The organism is Microbulbifer sp. TYP-18, assembly GCF_040932045.1.
In the GTDB taxonomy this organism is placed as follows: domain Bacteria; phylum Pseudomonadota; class Gammaproteobacteria; order Pseudomonadales; family Cellvibrionaceae; genus Microbulbifer.
Window position 1 is genome coordinate 1 of record NZ_JBFRBC010000025.1, and the last position, 19,037, is coordinate 19,037.

Annotated in this window: 19 protein-coding genes, 2 tRNA genes and 2 pseudogenes; 3 read left to right on the forward strand and 20 right to left on the reverse strand. The window is 53.3% G+C overall.

Annotation, left to right across the window (positions count from 1 at the left end):
• Positions 1 to 432: helix-turn-helix domain-containing protein (locus ABVT36_RS15885; RefSeq protein ID WP_368457415.1), on the reverse strand; the 432-nt coding region annotated here is incomplete at its 3' end.
• A 483-nt stretch (positions 433 to 915) separates the two neighbouring features.
• Between ABVT36_RS15885 and ABVT36_RS15890 the strand changes: the two genes are divergently transcribed.
• On the forward strand, positions 916 to 1,860 hold the full coding sequence (locus ABVT36_RS15890) for an IS481 family transposase (RefSeq protein WP_368457416.1): 945 nt from the start codon (positions 916 to 918) through the stop codon (positions 1,858 to 1,860).
• Positions 1,861 to 2,268: 408 nt separating this feature from the next.
• Here ABVT36_RS15890 and ABVT36_RS15895 read toward each other — a convergent pair.
• Together ABVT36_RS15895 and uvrB are read right to left on the reverse strand one after the other, a co-directional pair.
• Positions 2,269 to 2,345 (reverse strand) — tRNA-Val (locus ABVT36_RS15895).
• A gap of 180 nt (positions 2,346 to 2,525) precedes the next feature.
• Complete coding sequence (uvrB, locus tag ABVT36_RS15900) at positions 2,526 to 4,541, reverse strand: excinuclease ABC subunit UvrB (RefSeq protein WP_368457417.1); 2,016 nt, start codon at positions 4,539 to 4,541, stop codon at positions 2,526 to 2,528.
• Between the two features lie 257 nt (positions 4,542 to 4,798).
• On the opposite strand from uvrB, the gene ABVT36_RS15905 reads away from it, so the two are divergent.
• A tRNA-Asn gene (locus ABVT36_RS15905) sits at positions 4,799 to 4,874 on the forward strand.
• A 636-nt stretch (positions 4,875 to 5,510) separates the two neighbouring features.
• Here ABVT36_RS15905 and ABVT36_RS15910 read toward each other — a convergent pair.
• Both ABVT36_RS15910 and ABVT36_RS15915 read right to left on the reverse strand, forming a co-directional pair.
• A pseudogene (locus tag ABVT36_RS15910) lies at positions 5,511 to 6,389 on the reverse strand (DDE-type integrase/transposase/recombinase); the annotation flags it as partial.
• Positions 6,390 to 6,442: 53 nt separating this feature from the next.
• Positions 6,443 to 6,991 (reverse strand): annotated as a pseudogene (locus ABVT36_RS15915) (transposase).
• A 236-nt stretch (positions 6,992 to 7,227) separates the two neighbouring features.
• On the opposite strand from ABVT36_RS15915, the gene ABVT36_RS15920 reads away from it, so the two are divergent.
• Positions 7,228 to 8,172, forward strand: coding sequence for an IS481 family transposase (locus tag ABVT36_RS15920; RefSeq protein ID WP_368457416.1), 945 nt, complete (start codon positions 7,228 to 7,230; stop codon positions 8,170 to 8,172).
• A 228-nt stretch (positions 8,173 to 8,400) separates the two neighbouring features.
• On the opposite strand, the gene ABVT36_RS15925 is transcribed toward ABVT36_RS15920, so the two are convergent.
• The 15 genes from ABVT36_RS15925 to ABVT36_RS15995 all read right to left on the reverse strand — a co-directional run bounded on the left by ABVT36_RS15925 (position 8,401) and on the right by ABVT36_RS15995 (position 19,035).
• Positions 8,401 to 8,766 carry a hypothetical protein gene (locus ABVT36_RS15925; RefSeq protein ID WP_368457418.1) on the reverse strand — a complete coding sequence of 122 codons (366 nt, stop codon included), beginning with the start codon at positions 8,764 to 8,766 and terminating at the stop codon, positions 8,401 to 8,403.
• A 10-nt stretch (positions 8,767 to 8,776) separates the two neighbouring features.
• On the reverse strand, positions 8,777 to 9,016 hold the full coding sequence (locus ABVT36_RS15930) for a hypothetical protein (protein WP_368457419.1): 240 nt from the start codon (positions 9,014 to 9,016) through the stop codon (positions 8,777 to 8,779).
• Positions 9,017 to 9,160: 144 nt separating this feature from the next.
• Positions 9,161 to 9,346: a hypothetical protein gene (locus ABVT36_RS15935; RefSeq protein ID WP_368457420.1), complete on the reverse strand. Its 186-nt coding sequence runs from the start codon at positions 9,344 to 9,346 to the stop codon at positions 9,161 to 9,163.
• Positions 9,347 to 9,479: 133 nt separating this feature from the next.
• Entirely contained in the window at positions 9,480 to 9,845 is a 366-nt protein-coding gene (locus ABVT36_RS15940) for a DUF1801 domain-containing protein (RefSeq protein WP_368457421.1), read from the reverse strand.
• Positions 9,846 to 10,134: 289 nt separating this feature from the next.
• Positions 10,135 to 12,762: a phage tail length tape measure family protein gene (locus ABVT36_RS15945; protein ID WP_368457422.1), complete on the reverse strand. Its 2,628-nt coding sequence runs from the start codon at positions 12,760 to 12,762 to the stop codon at positions 10,135 to 10,137.
• A gap of 3 nt (positions 12,763 to 12,765) precedes the next feature.
• Positions 12,766 to 13,032: a phage tail assembly protein T gene (locus ABVT36_RS15950; protein ID WP_368457423.1), complete on the reverse strand. Its 267-nt coding sequence runs from the start codon at positions 13,030 to 13,032 to the stop codon at positions 12,766 to 12,768.
• Positions 13,032 to 13,445 (reverse strand): hypothetical protein, encoded by a 414-nt coding sequence (locus tag ABVT36_RS15955; RefSeq protein WP_368457424.1) that lies wholly within the window; start codon positions 13,443 to 13,445, stop codon positions 13,032 to 13,034. The genes ABVT36_RS15950 and ABVT36_RS15955 overlap by 1 nt, the downstream gene beginning before the upstream one ends.
• 62 nt (positions 13,446 to 13,507) lie before the next feature.
• Complete coding sequence (locus ABVT36_RS15960) at positions 13,508 to 13,912, reverse strand: hypothetical protein (RefSeq protein WP_368457425.1); 405 nt, start codon at positions 13,910 to 13,912, stop codon at positions 13,508 to 13,510.
• A gap of 58 nt (positions 13,913 to 13,970) precedes the next feature.
• Positions 13,971 to 14,984, reverse strand: a complete 1,014-nt coding sequence (locus ABVT36_RS15965) for a hypothetical protein (protein WP_368457426.1) — start codon at positions 14,982 to 14,984, stop codon at positions 13,971 to 13,973.
• 162 nt (positions 14,985 to 15,146) lie between these two features.
• Positions 15,147 to 15,560: a phage tail tube protein gene (locus ABVT36_RS15970; RefSeq protein ID WP_368457427.1), complete on the reverse strand. Its 414-nt coding sequence runs from the start codon at positions 15,558 to 15,560 to the stop codon at positions 15,147 to 15,149.
• Positions 15,544 to 15,801 (reverse strand): hypothetical protein, encoded by a 258-nt coding sequence (locus ABVT36_RS15975; RefSeq protein WP_368457428.1) that lies wholly within the window; start codon positions 15,799 to 15,801, stop codon positions 15,544 to 15,546. Before ABVT36_RS15975 ends, ABVT36_RS15970 begins: the two co-directional genes overlap by 17 nt.
• A 14-nt stretch (positions 15,802 to 15,815) precedes the next feature.
• A complete protein-coding gene (locus tag ABVT36_RS15980) occupies positions 15,816 to 16,214 on the reverse strand; it encodes a hypothetical protein (RefSeq protein WP_368457429.1) in 399 nt (132 codons plus the stop codon).
• Between the two features lies 1 nt (position 16,215).
• Positions 16,216 to 16,509, reverse strand: a complete 294-nt coding sequence (locus ABVT36_RS15985) for a hypothetical protein (RefSeq protein WP_368457430.1) — start codon at positions 16,507 to 16,509, stop codon at positions 16,216 to 16,218.
• An 11-nt stretch (positions 16,510 to 16,520) separates the two neighbouring features.
• Entirely contained in the window at positions 16,521 to 16,895 is a 375-nt protein-coding gene (locus ABVT36_RS15990) for a capsid cement protein (RefSeq protein WP_368457431.1), read from the reverse strand.
• A gap of 97 nt (positions 16,896 to 16,992) precedes the next feature.
• A complete protein-coding gene (locus tag ABVT36_RS15995; RefSeq protein WP_368457432.1) occupies positions 16,993 to 19,035 on the reverse strand; it encodes a ClpP-like prohead protease/major capsid protein fusion protein in 2,043 nt (680 codons plus the stop codon).
• Positions 19,036 to 19,037: the final 2 nt, after the last annotated feature.

A 19,037-nucleotide genomic window follows, 5' to 3' on the forward strand; every position in this document is an offset into this window, starting at 1 on the left:
CTTGAAGGTTCTGAGTCGGTGTGGTTTCAGATCTGCAGCGTTCCAGATTTGCCTAACCTGCCATGTGGTAACACCGGCGTACTTCGCCATCAACGAGACACTCCAGTGAGTGGACTCATGAGGAATGCGGCTCGTCGTCAATGTGAGAACACGGTTCACAATTTCGGCGTCAATTACCGACGGTCGCCCTGGCCTTGCCTGGTCAAGCAAACCCTCCGGGCCCGATTCGATAAAGCGCGTCTTCCACTTGTGGACTGTCTTGCGAGACACGCGCTGGGCCGCAGCCACGTCCATCACTGGCATGCCTTCCGACAGAGCCAGAATAATCTTCGCTCGGGTAATTTGACCCTGCTGAAGCGAGGTGCTGCGAATCCAGCTTTCCAGGATCGCTGCATCATGAGCGGTAATTGTAAAAACGCCAGGAGTATCCATGGGGCAAGTATACATGAAATCAAATTACGTAACCTTATTTTCCGCATGGCCCACTAGCTGGTCTGTCAAACCTGCTTCGCAGTCAAAAATATCTTCTGGCTTAGGGCCAGTGCACCTGGAATCTGCTGAGAAGTAGATTCCAGGTGAAAAAACAAACAATCTCAGAGTTGTTTTGGTCAAATTCAGGCCCGCACCAGAAAATACTGATACTGCCGTAGCGATTGTTGAGTTATTCAGACGTTCCCTAGAGTAAAAAGCCCTGTCTGATCAATCAAACAGGGCTTCTAATATGAATTAGTTCAGACCAAATCTGACACATCCTCTTGAAAAGAAGGGGTTTACCGGTTTTGATGAAGGTGACCAAACCTGAAACCAAAACCAAGGATAAACCCCATGATCCATACTAATGATCGCATCATTAAACACAAGACCGGGCTGCTCAATCTGGCGGAAGAACTCGGCAATATCTCCAAAGCCTGAAAGATGCTCGGCGTGTCGCGAGATACCTTTTACCGGTACAAAGAGGCGGTTTCCAGTGGCGGCGTGGATGCGCTGCTGGAGAAGAATCGACGGGTACCAAACCACAAGAACCGCGTTGATCTCGCAATCGAAGAGGCGGTGCTCTCTTACGCCGTTGAGGAGCCCGCTCACGGCCAGGTACGAGTGTCCAATGAGCTTCGCAAGCGCGGTGTATTTGTTTCATCGAGTGGGGTTCGCAGTATCTGGCCAAGACCCGATTTGGCCAACTTCAAGCTTCGACTTAAAGCACTGGAAACGAAAGTGGCTGAGGAAGGCCTGATTCTGACAGAGTCCCAGGTGCAGGCCCTGGAACGCAAACGTCATGACGACGAAGCCTGTGGTGAGATTGATACCCAGCATCCGGGCTATCTGGGGTCACAAGACACCTTTTACGTCGGGACATTCAAAGGCGTTGGCCGCGTGTACCAACAGACCTACGTTGATACCTATGCGAAGGTGGCGCACTGCAAACTGTACACAACCAAAACGCCTATCACCGCTGCGGACCTGCTGAATGACCGAGTGTTGCCGTTTTATGCAACTCAGGAGCTGCCCGTACTACGCATCCTGACTGACCGTGGTACCGAGTACTGCGGGAAGCTGGAGCAGCACGATTACCAATTATACTTGAGTGTGAATGAGATCGAGCACACGAGAGCCAAAGCTCGCCACCCGCAAACCAATGGCATCTGTGAGCGCTTCCATAAAACGATTCTCCAGGAATTCTACCAGCCCTCATTACGACGCAAGATATACGAGTCGATCGAAGAGCTACAGGCAGATCTGGACGAATGGCTCGCTTACTACAATAATGACCGCACGCACCAGGGTAAGAAGTGTTGTGGCCGAACTCCAATGCAAACGCTGGAGGACGGCAAAAAGATCTGGATGGAAAAGTTCGTAAACTGAGCCTGACCTGACAGAGCAGCTTCTGAAAAACCGGTAACTGTCAGATCAGGTATGAACTACTACATCTAATATATCGTTTGTGGCAACTATGAAGCTCCCCCAAGCCAACTTTGGCTAACCGTTAAACCGCTCATTGGCACTTGAGCGATATAGAGTACCTTATCCAGTATGGCGAGCTTCCGACGTGAGCAGACCCCACTCCTCAGAAAGCGCCATAGATCCACTTTGTTACCAGAATCACAGGCAGAGGTTCTAGCCATGTCCCAACCAAAATTAACAGGTCTACAGGTTGGGGCTACCCGGCGACCGAGTGGGGGAGCTTGACATTTTAACTCGGGCAAATATACATAAAATCGAGTAAAATCAAGGGGTTGAGTAGAGTTACAAAATGTTTAACGCGGATCTCTATGGTAGACCCGAGCGGACTTGAACCGCTGACCTCTGCCATGTCAAGGCAGCGCTCTAACCAGCTGAGCTACGGGTCTCCTTCACCGCTCCCGGGAAGTGGCGGGGCTGCAGAGGACGCGAACTTTAGCACCAGAGTCCGGCCTTTTCAACAAGGGCGGAAGACTTTTCGCCCCCGATTTTCCACCGGCCAGTGGGCCAAACCCGAAGCCTGGCGCTCGGTGAATCTGGATTCACCCAATAGTCGAAGTGTCCGATGCCTACTGCCCCGCCTCCTCCTTCAGACGAATCAGCTCGTCTCGCAGTTTGGCCGCGGCCTCGAATTCAAGGTTCTTGGCATGGTTGTACATCTGCTCTTCCAGCTGTTCAATCCGGTTCCAGCGTTCCTGATCTGAGAGCGGCTGCGGTTCCACGTCATACCGCCCCTTGTCTTCGGCAACCTTGCGTCGACTTCGGCCCGGTGTGCCGGGGGCAACCGCCCCCTCCATAATATCCGCGACACTCTTGCGAATACCCTTGGGAGTGATGCCGTGCTCCTTGTTATAACTTACCTGTTTTTCCCGTCGGCGCTTAGTCTCATCCAGTGCACGCCTCATAGAATCCGTAACATTGTCCGCATAAAGAATGGCCCTGCCATCGAGATTGCGGGCTGCGCGTCCAATGGTCTGGATCAGTGAACGATCCGAGCGCAAAAAGCCCTCCTTATCCGCATCAAAGATAGCCACTAGGGCCACTTCCGGCATATCCAGTCCCTCCCGTAGCAGGTTGATACCCACCAGCACGTCAAACTTGCCGATGCGCAGGTCCCGGATAATTTCCACACGCTCGACAGTATCAATATCCGAATGCAGATAACGGACCCGAACATCATTGTCGCTCAAGTATTCGGTAAGGTCCTCGGCCATACGTTTGGTCAATACCGTAATCAATACCCGCTGATCCGCATCGGCACACCGCCGAATTTCCGACAGGCTGTCATCCACTTGAGTGGATGCCGGTCGCACTTCCACCACCGGATCCACCAGCCCTGTGGGCCGCACCACCTGCTCCACCACCGCGCCAGCATGTTCATGCTCGTAAGGGCCCGGTGTGGCAGAAACAAAAACCGTTTGTGGCGACAGCTTCTCCCACTCTTCAAATTTCAGCGGCCGGTTATCCAACGCCGATGGCAGGCGGAAACCATATTCCACCAAAGTCTCCTTGCGCGATCGGTCGCCGCGGTACATGCCGCCAATCTGCGGTACCGTGACATGGCTCTCGTCGACAAACAGCAAGGCATCGTGCGGCAGGTAATCAAACAGTGTCGGTGGTGGCTGGCCGGCAGCTCGCCCGGAAAGATAGCGGGAATAGTTTTCCACACCGTTGCAGTAGCCAAGCTCCTGCATCATCTCCAAATCGTAACGGGTTCTTTGCTCCAGACGCTGCGCTTCCAAGAGTTTGTCATTCTTGCGGAGCTGTTCGAGACGCTGTTGCAATTCCTCCTTAATCTGATCAATAGCTTTAAGGATGGTTTCCCGGGGAGTTACATAGTGCGACTTGGGAAAAATGGTGATACGGGGCACCTTCTTGAGCATTTCCCCCGTTAAGGGATCAAAAAGCGTCAGCTCTTCAATCTCCTCATCGAAAAGTGATACCCGCACCGCTTCCAAATCCGAATCCGCTGGGTAGATATCAATCACATCGCCACGCACACGATAAGTGGCGCGCCGAAAGTCAGTATCATTGCGAGTGTATTGAAGCTCCGCCAGGCGCCGCAGTAAAGTCCGCTGATCAACCAAGTCACCCCGATCCAGGTGAAGCACCATCTTCAGGTACTTGTCCGGGTCACCCAGGCCGTAAATAGCAGATACCGTAGCCACAACAATCACGTCCCTGCGCTCAATCAGTGCCTTGGTGGCCGAGAGCCGCATCTGCTCGATATGTTCGTTGACCGACGCATCCTTCTCGATAAAAGTATCTGAAGAGGGTACATAGGCCTCCGGCTGGTAGTAATCGTAATAGGAGACGAAATACTCCACCGCGTTCTTGGGGAAAAACTCCTTAAACTCCCCATACAGCTGAGCGGCCAGCGTCTTATTGTGGGCCATAACGATTGCTGGCCGTTGAAGCTCCTCTACCACATTGGCCATTGTGAACGTCTTTCCAGATCCGGTCACACCCAGCAGTGTCTGATGGCTGAGACCGTCCCCAATGCCCTCGACCAGGCTCCTGATAGCGGACGGCTGGTCACCCATAGGCGTGTAATTACAAACTACTTGAAAAGGACGCGAATCCATAATTGTGTCAGCCTGATCACCGGAAATACGGTCCCGGATTGTAGGCCTTCTGGCCCCTTGACGACAATTCCCACAAAGACAGGTTGCGAAGGTCCCCCATAGGGATAGCGATATGCTCTTCCTGCCCCTGGATGAGTGGCCTTAAAAATGGCTAAAGTATCGACAAATCAAGGAGTTAAAGTTGAAAAAAAGAGTTGACCTACCCAGCCCCCCTCTATAAGATACGCGCCATCTGAACAGCCAAGCTGCTAAGAAAATCCGCCTTAGCTCAGTTGGTAGAGCAAATGACTGTTAATCATTGGGTCGCTGGTTCGAGCCCAGCAGGCGGAGCCAAAAAATGCTTGTAATTCAATGAGTTACAAGTCAAAAAGGCAACATCAATCGCTTGATGTTGCCTTTTTTCGCTTTAGCGTCCACAATGTGTCCACACAGCTTCAGCCTGTTAAAGGTCTACGCCCATATTGACGGACAGATACGAGGTAGCTCCCCTCGACCTCCCTGTAGCGCTTGAATCCACGCCTGCTCATCTACTAAAAAATTTAATGCAAAACACCATCATTCCCCGGAAAGCCCCGTTGCCCCTGACCTGAGGCTATTTTGGGCTGTGAAAAACCTTTTCAAAACTCTTCATTTTTCTTCAATTTGTGAAATCCTGAAAATCGCTACAGCTCACGGCTGGCGAGGATTTGCGGTGTTTTCCGATTTCACTGGCTAAGGAAAAGCGCAAAACCGGCAGGCGTGGGGAGGAGTGATCGCCGGGCTTTTTGGGGATTTCCTTATTGTTGGGTTAAGCGTCAACTACTTAGTTAAGTATTTGAATTTTCGAGACTTGTTCGATGTGGCGGAGTAATAAATCTCCACCGCTGGCGGTAAAATGCAATGAAAAGAAATGAAATCAAGATAGCTCCAGCGGCTCGCCGGTGTAGTGCGTAGAAGTCGCCCTTTCCACCGGCCGTACTGACAGCGGATGAGACATTCATCTCGAAACTTGCCATTGAAGCTCTCGATGTAACCATTCTGCATCGGTTTTCCTGGCTGAATCAGCTATAACTCAACGCCGTTGTAGTATGCCCATTGGTCGAGCACCTTGCTGGTGAACTCCGGTCCCTGGTCCGTCCTGATGGCCTTAGGATAGCCACGAAACGAGGCAATGGCATCTAGCGTCCGTGCACCCTGTGGCCCCGATATGCCATTGGCCACCGGGATGTCGGGGCACTCCTTGGTGAAGTCATCGATGATCGTCAGGTATTTGATACGGCGGCCACTGGCCAGAGCACCCATTACAAAGTCCATCGACCAGGTATGGTTCGGAGCCTCTGGAAGTAGCAGAGGCTGTCGTTCAACCATAGTGCCTTTGCTACGCCTACGCTTGCGAACCCTAAGTCCCGCCTCGCTGTATAACTGATAGACCTTCTTGTGATTCACCTGTAAGCCCTCCCTGCGCAGCATCTGGTGCACTCGATCCTCCGGGACTGATATCGCATAGATGCGCGGGATAATCCGACGAGTGAACAGGCCATACGTTCCGAGATAGTCGTTTCCAACTGTAAGGTTCGCACGGCCTCGCGCTTGTTCTCGACAGTTAGTACTTTCGGTTGAGAGCAGCCTTGAGCGCTTCCTGATTGAGCATGGACTCCGCCAGCAGCTTCTTCAGACGGGTATTCTCTTCTTCAAGAACCTTGAGGCGTCGGGCTTCAGCCACCTCCAGGCCACCGTACTTCTTCCGCCAGGTGTAGAAGGTGGCATCTGAGATGCTGTACTTGCGCAGAGTTCCTTGACTAGGATGCCGACCTCGGCCTCCTTGAGGATCGAGACAATCTGGTTGTCCGAATATTTTGATTTCTTCATGTCGGCCTCCTGACCATAGCTTGTCAGAATGCGCTAAGTTTGAAACTGTTTACTTATAGGGGAAGCTTACGCATGACACAGTAGTTGTCGTAATAGCCATGGAAGAAGCGCTGCTCCTGCTCGTCATATACTGGGATATCGGTCGCATCAAAGTCCAGGGTGAGTCGCCGTGGCGGTTTGCTATGCCTGACAATGAACTGGTCCAGCAACACTTTGTGTAGCTCTACCGCAACAGATCGATCCTGCCCCTGCACGAAGCGGCACAGGGTGGCGGTACTGGCAAGTGTCTTCGTGCGCTAACACCCGGCTTGCAGGGCTGTATCAAATCGCAGCTGATCGTGATCGTTGAGATCTCCATACCTAGCAGCAATCGCAAGCAAACGCTGTCGCACCAGCTGTTCGGCCTGGTGAGCAACTGAGGAAATGCGACAGGGATCAATAACGACATCGGCCACCGCATGGGATAGGCCAAGGCAGCGATCGCATTCAGGAAGCAGCAACAAGCTGGCATTGGAGGTTAAATCTCCACCAGTGAAATCTGCGGTGATTTTGCGACGGGAAAGGGATGAAAAACGGATCTCAGGCTGGTAGCATTTGGTCACGGTGGAATTTCTTATCAGACTGTTTTAAGCACCAGCGATGATATGAATTAGTTCAGACCAAATCTGACACATCCTCTTGAAAAGAAGGGGTTTACCGGTTTTGATGAAGGTGACCAAACCTGAAACCAAAACCAAGGATAAACCCCATGATCCATACTAATGATCGCATCATTAAACACAAGACCGGGCTGCTCAATCTGGCGGAAGAACTCGGCAATATCTCCAAAGCCTGAAAGATGCTCGGCGTGTCGCGAGATACCTTTTACCGGTACAAAGAGGCGGTTTCCAGTGGCGGCGTGGATGCGCTGCTGGAGAAGAATCGACGGGTACCAAACCACAAGAACCGCGTTGATCTCGCAATCGAAGAGGCGGTGCTCTCTTACGCCGTTGAGGAGCCCGCTCACGGCCAGGTACGAGTGTCCAATGAGCTTCGCAAGCGCGGTGTATTTGTTTCATCGAGTGGGGTTCGCAGTATCTGGCCAAGACCCGATTTGGCCAACTTCAAGCTTCGACTTAAAGCACTGGAAACGAAAGTGGCTGAGGAAGGCCTGATTCTGACAGAGTCCCAGGTGCAGGCCCTGGAACGCAAACGTCATGACGACGAAGCCTGTGGTGAGATTGATACCCAGCATCCGGGCTATCTGGGGTCACAAGACACCTTTTACGTCGGGACATTCAAAGGCGTTGGCCGCGTGTACCAACAGACCTACGTTGATACCTATGCGAAGGTGGCGCACTGCAAACTGTACACAACCAAAACGCCTATCACCGCTGCGGACCTGCTGAATGACCGAGTGTTGCCGTTTTATGCAACTCAGGAGCTGCCCGTACTACGCATCCTGACTGACCGTGGTACCGAGTACTGCGGGAAGCTGGAGCAGCACGATTACCAATTATACTTGAGTGTGAATGAGATCGAGCACACGAGAGCCAAAGCTCGCCACCCGCAAACCAATGGCATCTGTGAGCGCTTCCATAAAACGATTCTCCAGGAATTCTACCAGCCCTCATTACGACGCAAGATATACGAGTCGATCGAAGAGCTACAGGCAGATCTGGACGAATGGCTCGCTTACTACAATAATGACCGCACGCACCAGGGTAAGAAGTGTTGTGGCCGAACTCCAATGCAAACGCTGGAGGACGGCAAAAAGATCTGGATGGAAAAGTTCGTAAACTGAGCCTGACCTGACAGAGCAGCTTCTGAAAAACCGGTAACTGTCAGATCAGGTCTGAACTACTACAGCTTAAGGATTGTGTAGAAAAGGAGCATCTTTTCATTTGAAATTTCTATTTCATTCTAAATTTATAGACCATAAAAAATTGACATAACTTTCACTGTAACCGCTATTAGCTTCATCACTATTTTACAATCAATCCAGCATTTTTTTGGAGGAATAGAATCCCTTTCACTCCCCAATCACCACCCTCAGATTGACCGTACGCTGGATGCATTCCATACGCCAGACCCCTTTGTTCACTTCTTCATTCTCGGTGCCCTCGGCCACAGCACTGGCCTGTAGGGTCTCCACCTTGCCGGGGGTTTGCCAGGGGGTGCCGGTGGTATTGTTGCGCACCTGATTGTCCGTGGTGACAAAGGCACCAATCATCTTGTAGGCAAACTGATCGGGGCTGCCATCTTGGTCCAAATCGATAGGATTTCGCACCTGTGAGATTCGTACAATATCGCCGGTATAGATGCCGCTGGTCAACTCATAAAAGTGTTCATCTTCTCCGGCGTTGCTGATACCACTTGCTTGAATATATTCGACCATACGGGCTCCCTCAGGGCTTGTGCGGTTGGTTATGGGTAATCACCCGGTGCTGTGGATCAATACCAGCCGCATAGCTGATTCCACCCACACTGATCTTGTACACGGTGCGCAGGCCGGTGCACTCCACCTGGGTGACGATTTCCCAGGTCAACGGCTGGTCTTTGTGCAATACACCCAGCAGGACACCCCGGGTGTTCTGGGCTTCGTAGACGATACCCTCGCGGTCGAACACTTCGGAGTTGTTACGCATTTAAGCCACAATTTCCAAGATGGTGAAACTGAACACAAAGCGCCAGCCGAGCCGACGCTGTTGTTTGAACGAGCGGAACTTGAGCTGTACATCCCGGGGGGCATCCGGTGCGGCCTGGGTGCCGAAAGGATCGAAACTAAAAAACTACCCAGCTCCGCAGCTGGCGGCAAAGCTGTCCCAAACGGCAAGGCCAGCGGCACTGAGTTTGATGGGTGCCGCCTGGCACTGGTATTCCCGCTCTATTCGATACACAGTGTGCTCGGTGTAGCCGGATAATGCCTTGTGTTCCTTGCCCTCGACCCTGGGCGCACCACCCTCGTACTGTTTCAATACAGCTTTCAGGGTGCTGGGGTCTGTGGTGCCCAGGCGTGCGGGTATAAACTGGATAAACGTAATTGTCTCAAGCGACAGCCATAAAAAAACCGCCCGGAGGCGGTTACGGAGTGAAGTGAATTAGTTCAATTCATGGGGAGCAGTTTGCATTTAGCCTACATGCTTGCTTGATAAAAGCTTTGGTTTGATTGGGTTCAATGTCTTTTTCAGAGGTGAATTTTAGATGCCGACGGAATTTTCCTTTTCCTTCAAGAAGGCCATCCGGATCATCAAATTCTGCGCCCTGACCGAACTCTAAGGACAGGTGGTTCTTGTAAATGAAAATCCCACCGACCAGTCTTTCATTTTTAGCAAATACAAGCCCACCATACTTAATTCCCTCAGCTAAATCCTGCCCACAGGATCCAAATAATTTGCGTAGTTCTATAAGGATTCCATGTAGATTGGCATTGGAAATAGCGATATCTTGAATAAATTCTTCAACGTTTTTAGCCATAAACTTTCTCTTTTTTCTCTATGCTTTAACGCTTGACTCGATGAGCAGGCCCCAATTATTGACTATCTCCTTCACATCGTCTACAAAACGACTGATACCATTATTAGCTTGAATGATGATCCAAGCTTGTACCACTGTCTTCAATGAACTATTGGTGACAACTTAGTTGATATCGGCGAACCTGGCGCCTTGATCAACACGAGTCTTCTCAAAAACACCTCTGGTACTCATGCTGGATAGATAGATTTCACTTTGCCCTTGCGATTTGGGATAAATCCGATAAATACAACTACCCCTTTAATTCCTGAGCTTGGCGGGAGTTGCGACTAAACAGCACCACATCCTGCTCTTCGAGCAAATTATGAAGCTGATCCATCACCAGTGCACCATGCTCGCCAATCACGTCCCCGGCGATATTAATAACCAGCTGTCCCTTCGGTTGCTGCGGTTCGTCGTTATTGGCAAAGGTATCCAGGCGTGCAGCAGTGGCGCCATTGGTAGTGGGCAGGGGTGCGGCGCTGCCGCCACCACTCACACTGGCTGCGGTGCCGCCACCCGAGAAATTGGCACTCTTGATTTGCGCAATCTGGGTGGCGCCGGCTGCAGCCATCGCAATCGCTGCCGGAATACCCCAGGGATAGCCGCCGCTGTTGTGGTAAGACTCGATGATTGCCGACGGCAACGTAGCCACGGCTTTGGCCAAGCTCAGGGCCTTTTGCAGTTTGAACAGTTTTTTGCTGCCGGTGTTTGAAACTCCCAGCATCATGTCGAAGGCACCGCTCACCGCCTTCCTGCGCGCCTTGCTGGTGGCCTGCTCCAACTTCTCTCGCTCCTTTGTATGCTTTTTTTCTAGTTGAAACAGTGAGCGCTCGTATTCATCGTGGGCGATCAGCTTGCTGGCATAGGCCTGATCCAAAATCGCCATTTCCTGATCCTGCTTGACCTGCAGCTGTTCCAGTTCCGTAAGCCAGGACAGCTGGAGCGTTTCCAGGCGGGTGGCGATACGCTGGCGTTCGGCATCGGTCAGACCATCGGGGCCAACTTGGTTGCCTTCCCCTTCACTGAGGGACTGCACTGCTGCCTGATAGCGGGCCGTTTCCCGCGCGGCATAGTCTTCCCGTAGCGCTTCGATGGAGTCGAAACCCCGGCGGCGCAGTTCCTCTTCGGCAATCTGCAGGGCGGCGATCTGCTGCAAGCGCTGTTCGTGGTCCAGATCGATTTTGCCGCGCTGGTCGGCCAGGAAGCTGTCCAGCTGCACCAACTGTGCCGCCCCGGCATCCTGTTGGCGTTTGAGTTCGTTCTCGGCCCGGGCCCTTTCCACCGCCTCTCTTTCCAATGCCGCTTTGAATTCAGCCTGGGCCTGTTCTCTAAAGCGCTGTGGATCCGGCTTGCCCAAGTTAGCAAGCTTGCGATTGGCGCTATCGAGCTTTTGGTTCAGGGTGTCGATCTGATCATTGAGCTCGCGCACACGGGGATGTTCATTGCCCAGTGCCGCCTGAAAGCCAAAGCGGGTGCCTTCCTTGGTGCCCCCATCGCGGAGCAGGTCCCGTTGTTGGGTGAGCTGTTTTAACTGGTCTGCAAGGTTATCCCGGTCGGCCAGGACCTTCTGCTCACGGTTGATGCGCTGGGCCTGGGTCAGGGCTTTCCAACTGCGGGTCAGTTCATCGATCCTGCTGGTGAGGCTTTGGGCTTTTTGTTCGGTCGTGGGCTGTGCGGCATTCCAGGCCACCATGGAGGCCACTGCGATGGTAATAACCCCTACGGGCCCACCCAGGAATGCGTAAGCGGTTTTCAATCCGGTGGCGGCCACAGCAGCGGCGCGGGTGGCCGCGGTTGTGCGCCCGATCACCTGTCCCAGTACATTAGTTTGCACGGTGGTTTTGTAGGTGGCCGCATTCAGCAGCGCCATCTGGGTTACCTGAGCGCTGACGGCACCGGCAAAGCGTCCACCCAATAAGATCGCCAGTGTGGTCACCGCAGTTTCCAGTCCCTCAGCCACACCACGCCCGTTGTTTAACACACCAGTTAATTGCTGGATGGCACGGGTGGCGAAGGCAGTGGAGCCGGTGGTCTGGCTAAAATCCTCCAGAAACTCCTGCCAGGATTGCCCCAGGGAATCCACCGCACCGGTCAGGCCACCGGCTTCGCCGGCACCGGCGCCGCCCACCTGCTGCGCCAGCTTATCCAGAATCAGCCGCTGGGCCTCGGCCGCCCGGCCCGCTTCCTCCATGGCTTTAATCTGTTGCTTTTCCGCCTCGGTAAAACTGACCCCGGAACGGCGCAGCATGGTCAGGCCGATACTGGGTTCTTCCAGCGCCTTGCCCAGTTGCAGCGCCGCGCTCTTGGCATCGCTACCCATCACCGCGGCCAGATCCTGGGATAACCGAATGGCGCGGTCGAAGGTCTCGCCCTGTACGGTTCTGAAAGTGAGCAGTACCCCCTGAGCCTGGCGGATACCGCTGACACTGGCCAGGGTATTGCGGGCCACAGAGCGCGCCTGCTCATCCAATTGTTGGGCCGTACGCCCCGAGACGCCGCCGGTGGCTTTGAGCAGGGCTTCGATCTTGAGCTGCTGCCGCTCCATCTCCTCGCCGGCACGGATGCTCTTGTACAGTACCGCGGTCGCACCGGCCACGCCGGCACCAAACACCGCCCAGGCCCCGGCACCGCTGTGCAAAAAACCGCTCAGGGCGCTGACGCGACCGGAAACCCCACCGAGGGGTCCATCGATGGAAGCCACCCCTTGAGCCGCCCCGCGCATGGAACGGGAAAAGGCATCGCCGGCGGCACCGCTCTTTTTAATCTCCCGCGCCAGCATTTTGTTGCGCGCAGTGGCCTGGGCCATCTCGCGCTTGTACTGGTCCGAACGCAGTTCGAGCTTGGCCACCATGGTGGCCATGGACGCTAGTGTTGTCATGACTCAGGCCATGGATTTCCAGATTGCGATTTGATCCTGCACGGATTTGGGTTTGCGGTTTTCCGGCAGGAAGTCGGATGGCTTACCGCCACAGGTACCGGCGGCGATATGGGCCAGCTGCCACTGCTGGACCTGGGACGGTAAGGGGCGCTCCCGATAAACTTCGTACCAGTGGTCCAGCTCGGTCGAGCTCATGCTGCGCAGCATGTTGAAGTAGTCGGGGCGATTGAAATCACGGGCCAACTGCCGGGCGAAGACAAAGCCCGGCACTAGCCTTTTTTTACTTCGTCCTCCATACCCTTCGCATCCGCTTCCTGTTCTGGCTCTACCAGTAATCCGGACAACTTGGCGGCGGGGAGATAGAGCTCGTCGATACGCGCCAGGGGCACGGCCCGGCGCAGCTGTGTATGCAGTGTTTCCAGGGACTCCTCCCGCCCGGGTTTGAGGGCATAGGCCACCAGCAGCAATTTGCTGTCGGTATCCTCGCGGCGAAAGGCCCACAGCTCTCCCAAACGTTCGAACACCGGCGGTTGCACCTCGCCGTCCTTGGGCATGGCGATACTGCCCGTGGTTTTTTCCAGATACTCACAGCGGTCATAGGCACTGAGCTCATACAAATCGAACTCCGTATCGCCGAGACTATGGGTTTCCCGTTGTAGCAGCGGGGTTTCAAAAAAGCTCATGGCTCAATCTCCAGGCATAAAAAAACCCGCAGAAGCGGGTTTATCTAGTCGATTTAAAACTACTAAGAAGTCAAATTAATTACCATTCTACTGAACAAATAATACACATATTCGATCAAATAAACTCCTGCAGCGATACCTAATAGCAGCGGAATTACCGAGTATTGTAGAAAATAAAAATCCACCACATTCAATCTAATGCTGTTCAATATTAATAACAAAATCCCAATTAACAGGCCAATCGAAAAAACTCGATATCGCGATACTTTTAACCTTCTAGAAAATTCAAACCCCAGCACTCCGGAAGCTATCCCCTGGACAAAATAACTTCTTATATCCAAATACCTATCAAGATGAGCTGGCAAATCAAAGATGTCCGAAGGGCTAATATAAAAATAAATACAAGCCATTGCACCGCTCATAATAACCAACAAGACCAGGTTGCTTTTAGTGGTATTTAATTTCATTGCTATCCGCCCGCTTAGGCCTTTAATGCTGTTTTACTTCTTTAGAAAAATCATTCAGCTAAGATAGATTATGGCAATTACTTTCTCTGAGCTTTTTTAACGCAAATCTACCTCTTTCTGATACTGGGCTTGCGCTATCTAAAGAAAATTTTTGCGCAAAGTAATAGGCATTATCTCCAAGGTTTTCTAAATTCCGTATCAAAAATTCCGCTGAGATGCGCCTTACAAAAGAGGAGCGATCTTCTGATGATTTTTCCAACAAATTCATTAGCGATACAGGTATATCCAGTATTCTTTCAGAAAGGATCAGTTTCCGCTTCCATTCACTACGATAAATATCTTTCCACTCCCATTTCCAACCCTCAATCCACACCATACGTCCTTCAAAAAGACTGCGGTATGCTTTAGCCCTAACTGAGGGCTGAATTGCACGCTCTGCAATTTCGAAAAGGTTACTATCAAGAGTTGTTGTCCGGCCAAGCTGAGCGAATACAGACGGCATTGGTCCAGAGGTAGAAAATATCAGTTTTTCCTTAAAGGGTTCTGATACCTCTTCTACAGAAGCTATTCGTAATAGAGCACGTTTTCCAGCCTCTTCAATCCTCCCCCAGGAATTCCAATTTGAAAAGGCAACACAAAGAGCTTCTACAACGTGGCTTGGTTTCGTTTTTTTAGCTATTATAGGAAGTTTTTCTATCGCAGCCTTGCGCACCTGTGGAACCCAATCATTTAACCTGCGCAAAGCCATAGAAAAGAAAAACGCGTTTGGTGCTCCTTCTGATATTGCTCTTAGGGCCCTCTCGCGTCTGTAACCATCCCAGCTAATCAAATCTAGCCAAGTCAGCAGTTCACGTCGTTTTAACCAGAATCTAAGTCTTTTCCGGGTACTACGTTCCAGAACCATCTCATATTCAGAGCGAATTAATCTTTCCCAATAATTGAATTTTGACAAAGGGAGTTGAGATGTGGCGTCAACAAGTGCAGCCATATCAGTAACACTCGTATCTCCTGATTTCACCACATATGCAAAATTTTTTACTGATGAGGAAAGTTGTTCTTTAAGGTTCGCCACCGCACAAAGCCGCTCTTCTCTTTCGTTATATGATATTCCATAGCACCTCCATTATGCTGATTATCACTTCAAATGTACATTTTCACCAGCCATCTGAATCAGAATAATTTTAGTTCACTCTAATCACTTTCTCTGGACTTGAGCCTCCCATCGCCCATCCAGTCAGCTCCCAGGGGTCACCGCAGGCTTACCAGATATCTTAAACTTCACTGTGCGGGTGATCTTGGCATCCTTTGGGGAGGCTTTCCCCCAGCCGGTGATATGACCGACAAAGGCCACTTCGGTCCCCTCGGGATAGACCACCTTGTAATAGACATTGTCGTCACCATCAAAATCGGCCCGCAGCGCCTGTTGGCCGGTGTCGCCCGGGTTCCAGATAAAGGTACAGGACACCTCGCCGGCATCCCGCAGGCCCACGGGATCAAAGTCCATATAGCCACTGGTGCCGTCGATGGGGGTTACATCGTCCGAAGCCCGGGACTCCTCGCCCGGATCGATATCCAGCAGACCGGCGACCTGGGTGTAGACAGAACCATCATCGCTGCGGTGGAATTGGGTTTTATAACCTTGGGCCATGATCTTGGTCTCCATTGTTGGTTGAGAGGATTTCGGCCTGATCGGCAGTGCTTGTGGGCTTGGCCTTGTTATTGCGGTCCCTGCCCTTGCTGGCTACCTCAACAGCCTTGGCCCGGCCAGTGCCGATCAGCTGGTTGGCCTCGCCGATGTCCAGTGCCAGTTCTTTGCCCACCGACGCGGGTTTGCCGGCAGCCATACAGGGTTTGGTGATTTGCACTTTTTTCAAGGTGTCGTTAGCCATGGTGGTGGCCTCCGTTATTCACTGTCGGTGGAATAGCTAGCGGAATAGACCAGCCGCACTTCGCCCAGCGGCTGCTCGGCATCCAGGGCAAACTGGGTCTGGCTGAGCAAAAATCGCTCGGCACCCCCGAGTGCACTGTCTGTCAGCGCGGATTCAATATCGGCGGCGGCCTGGTCCAGTGCGGCATACACATCGCCGCGGCTTTTCACCACGGCGGATACGGTGATTTCCAACTGCCGCTCGGTACCACCGTACAATTCGTGTTGAATAGCTTCAGTGGCAAAGCCCACTACCAGGGCCGGCAGACTGGCCGCGTCTATCTCTTCGGTGGTGCCGGGGGCGACCAGGGTGTAGCCCTCCAGGGTATTTAAGGCGGCATTGACCGCGTCGCGGATCGCGATACGTTGGCTCATATCAGGTCTCCGCGACGACACGGCGCACAGTGCCGTCGTCTTCAAGCAGGTGCCGCACTGTGTACTCGACACCGGCCAGGGTGACCAGGGCACCCGGCTTATGGACACCCACCTCGCTGACCAGCAAACTCAGCTCGAACCGCGGCACCCGCACACGCTCCTCGGCAAACTCATCGACACCCTGATCCCGAATTACCCGACAGGTCTGAGGCTCGCCACCGCTGCCGGCGTCATAGACGGCAGGCTTGCCCCAGCGCTGAAAATTGCGTTCGGCCACCCGTTGCTCCAGATTCACAGCGGTTCCAATTACGGGTTAGCGACGACGCCGGGCACACCGGTAAAGCACACCGCCAGGGCGGTGGCGCCGGCACCGGCGGTCTGCGCGGCAAAGGCCGTAGGGCCGGTAACGTCTCCGGCAGCCGCTGCCGCGGCGTTGTCGTCGAAGGCACTTGCAGAGATATCCCAGGTAAGGGATTCGCCCTGTTTGATATCGGCGGCGGAGACTTTAGGAACCACAAAGACCCCACCGATTTGCACATTGCCGGGTTCACCATTGGCGATATCCGCCAGCGCGATACCCAACACTGCCCCCATCACCACCACGGAACCCGAGGTGATATCGGACCCTGTGTCATTCATAAAAGAGAGTACCTTGCCCTGCTGCTCGTAGTTCTTTGCCATAATCATTTCTCCCGCTGGGATTTAGGATTTGCAGAATAAAAATAAGAGGAATAAAAAAACCGCAGATTGCGGCTTTGGTTTTGGAAGCGGCGAAGAATTACTGCTTGGGTATCTTGACCATGCCTTTGCTGTCCCAGGCTTTAGTCGCGGCATCCATGCGCACCTTGAACTCGACGCCGTCAATACTCCAGCCGTTCTGCTGTTCCAGCACCGGCGCCTGTTGCCCATCCAGGTAGAGCACTTCGATGGTGTCGTGCATGGCGGGACTGGTGGCCAGGTACCAACCGTTGTGGCCGCTCAGGCGCGCATCGGATATCACTCTGGCGATACCCCGCACACTGTTGGGCACGGTGTTGTTCTTGCTGTTGGCACCGACTTCAAACTCGGATTCCAGGGCAACCTTGGCCTGGCCCTCGTCGGCCACATCACAGATCAGGAAGCCGGGCCGCAGGTTGAGTGTGGCATCGCCGTCTTTCTGTTTGGCCATCTTGACCCGGGCGGCGTCGATACTGGCGGTATTGATACCGCCGGCGCCGGCGATATTGCCGTGGTCGCTATGGAATAAGTTCTTGCCGTCCGCCATGACGGGGTTGTTGAGGAATATACCGAACACCAGATCGCCGACGGTGCGGATGGCAGCGCGGCCCATCTTCATGGGAATGCGGGTGAATACGCCCAGGTCGTCGTTGATAATGGCCTGGCGGGTGATACTGAACAGCTTGCCGTAGGTGGCCAGCATGGCGGTCTCGGCACGCTCGCCCATGGTGACGTAATGGAACTCAGCGCCTTCGGCCACCTTGGTCAACGTGGGGAAAGAACCCAGATCGGTGCGGGTGGCAATCTTAAAATCACTCAGATTGCCAACGCCGGTGAACTGCGGAAAGACCTCCGCGGCTTCCTCGTAACCTTTGAGCATGGCTTTGTTGGCGGTATTGGCCAGCACGCTGCCGAAATCGCTGGAGGTGTGGGTAAAAGCCGCTGCCACCAGGGCCATCTTGTCCATACCGGCGATATCGATACGGCGGGACTGCAGCATCAGGCGGGCAATCTCCATCATGGTGTAGCCGGCCAAGCCATTGCCCTCCGCCCGTTGTTCACCAAAGGCACGCATGGCGATGGCATTCTCCGCATCGGCCCGCATGCGCTTTAACCCCTCACCTTCCTGTACAACCAGGCCATAGCTCTGTACAGGGGTTGCAGTTTGTTTGCCGAGGGCCTCTAACAGCCTATCCTTGGCTTGAGAGACGTCGCACTGCATATCGTCCAGGCAGGACTGCAGAATGGCGTTGTGGGCTTCGAAGCCTTTAAACACTGCGCGGATGTCATCCTTGCGCTTTTTTTCGTCGGCCACAAACTGTGCCTGTGCATCAGCGGCAATCTGGGCTTTTATTTCCGGTGTGACCCCGTTGTCGGCGGTTGCACCCGGCGTGGCGGGGGTGGATTTAGGCATGATGGTAGCCTCCTGTTTTACGGGTGGGGTGCCTGCAATCGCAGACGGGAATCGAACTTCACTTGAGTTCTGTGTGAAGAGCGCACGCACCGGCTCGGGCGCATGGTTAAATTGCTGCAGACATTCACCGCCAAAACAGGCGGCCATCTCAATTTCGGCGGTGGTATCAGTGGCGAAGCCGGCGGCCACGGCTTCCCCTCCGGTGTACCAGGTTTCTTCGTTCATCACCTGGCTGACTTCGTCATCAGTCATGCCGGTGCGGGAGGCATACAGACTGACCATGGTGGTCTTGACCTTGGCCAGCAGACCCTTGGCTTTTTCCAAAGCCCGCTCGTCACCCCGGGTGGCGATACTGGGGTTGTGCACCATGAAGTAGGCGTTTTCCGCTATATGCACGGTGTCCCCAGCGAGCGCGATGACACTGCCCATGCTGGCGGCAATTCCTTCAATCCAGGTTTCCACTTCGGCGCTGTGTTCCCTGAGCAGGTTGTAAATGGCGGTGCCATCAAACACATCCCCACCGGGGCAGTTGATATGCAGATTGATCTTGCTGAGCTTGCCGAGCGCTTTTAACTCTTTGGCAAAATCCTTGGCAGTGACTCCCCAGTAGCCGATGGTGTCATACACATAAATATCGGCGGTGTTGTTGGCGGCAGCAGTGATGCTGTACCAGGATTGCTTTTTAGGCATGG

What these genes read in the sequence shown, in the direction of transcription:
- ABVT36_RS15890 (WP_368457416.1), top strand. Translation starts at nt 916, where the DNA reads ATGCTCGGCGTGTCGCGAGATACCTTTTACCGGTACAAAGAGGCGGTT.
- uvrB (WP_368457417.1), bottom strand. Translation starts at nt 4,541, where the DNA reads ATGGATTCGCGTCCTTTTCAAGTAGTTTGTAATTACACGCCTATGGGT.
- ABVT36_RS15920 (WP_368457416.1), top strand. Translation starts at nt 7,228, where the DNA reads ATGCTCGGCGTGTCGCGAGATACCTTTTACCGGTACAAAGAGGCGGTT.
- ABVT36_RS15925 (WP_368457418.1), bottom strand. Translation starts at nt 8,766, where the DNA reads ATGGTCGAATATATTCAAGCAAGTGGTATCAGCAACGCCGGAGAAGAT.
- ABVT36_RS15930 (WP_368457419.1), bottom strand. Translation starts at nt 9,016, where the DNA reads ATGCGTAACAACTCCGAAGTGTTCGACCGCGAGGGTATCGTCTACGAA.
- ABVT36_RS15940 (WP_368457421.1), bottom strand. Translation starts at nt 9,845, where the DNA reads ATGGCTAAAAACGTTGAAGAATTTATTCAAGATATCGCTATTTCCAAT.
- ABVT36_RS15945 (WP_368457422.1), bottom strand. Translation starts at nt 12,762, where the DNA reads ATGACAACACTAGCGTCCATGGCCACCATGGTGGCCAAGCTCGAACTG.
- ABVT36_RS15955 (WP_368457424.1), bottom strand. Translation starts at nt 13,445, where the DNA reads ATGAGCTTTTTTGAAACCCCGCTGCTACAACGGGAAACCCATAGTCTC.
- ABVT36_RS15960 (WP_368457425.1), bottom strand. Translation starts at nt 13,912, where the DNA reads ATGAAATTAAATACCACTAAAAGCAACCTGGTCTTGTTGGTTATTATG.
- ABVT36_RS15970 (WP_368457427.1), bottom strand. Translation starts at nt 15,560, where the DNA reads ATGGCCCAAGGTTATAAAACCCAATTCCACCGCAGCGATGATGGTTCT.
- ABVT36_RS15975 (WP_368457428.1), bottom strand. Translation starts at nt 15,801, where the DNA reads ATGGCTAACGACACCTTGAAAAAAGTGCAAATCACCAAACCCTGTATG.
- ABVT36_RS15980 (WP_368457429.1), bottom strand. Translation starts at nt 16,214, where the DNA reads ATGAGCCAACGTATCGCGATCCGCGACGCGGTCAATGCCGCCTTAAAT.
- ABVT36_RS15990 (WP_368457431.1), bottom strand. Translation starts at nt 16,895, where the DNA reads ATGGCAAAGAACTACGAGCAGCAGGGCAAGGTACTCTCTTTTATGAAT.
- ABVT36_RS15995 (WP_368457432.1), bottom strand. Translation starts at nt 19,035, where the DNA reads ATGCCTAAAAAGCAATCCTGGTACAGCATCACTGCTGCCGCCAACAAC.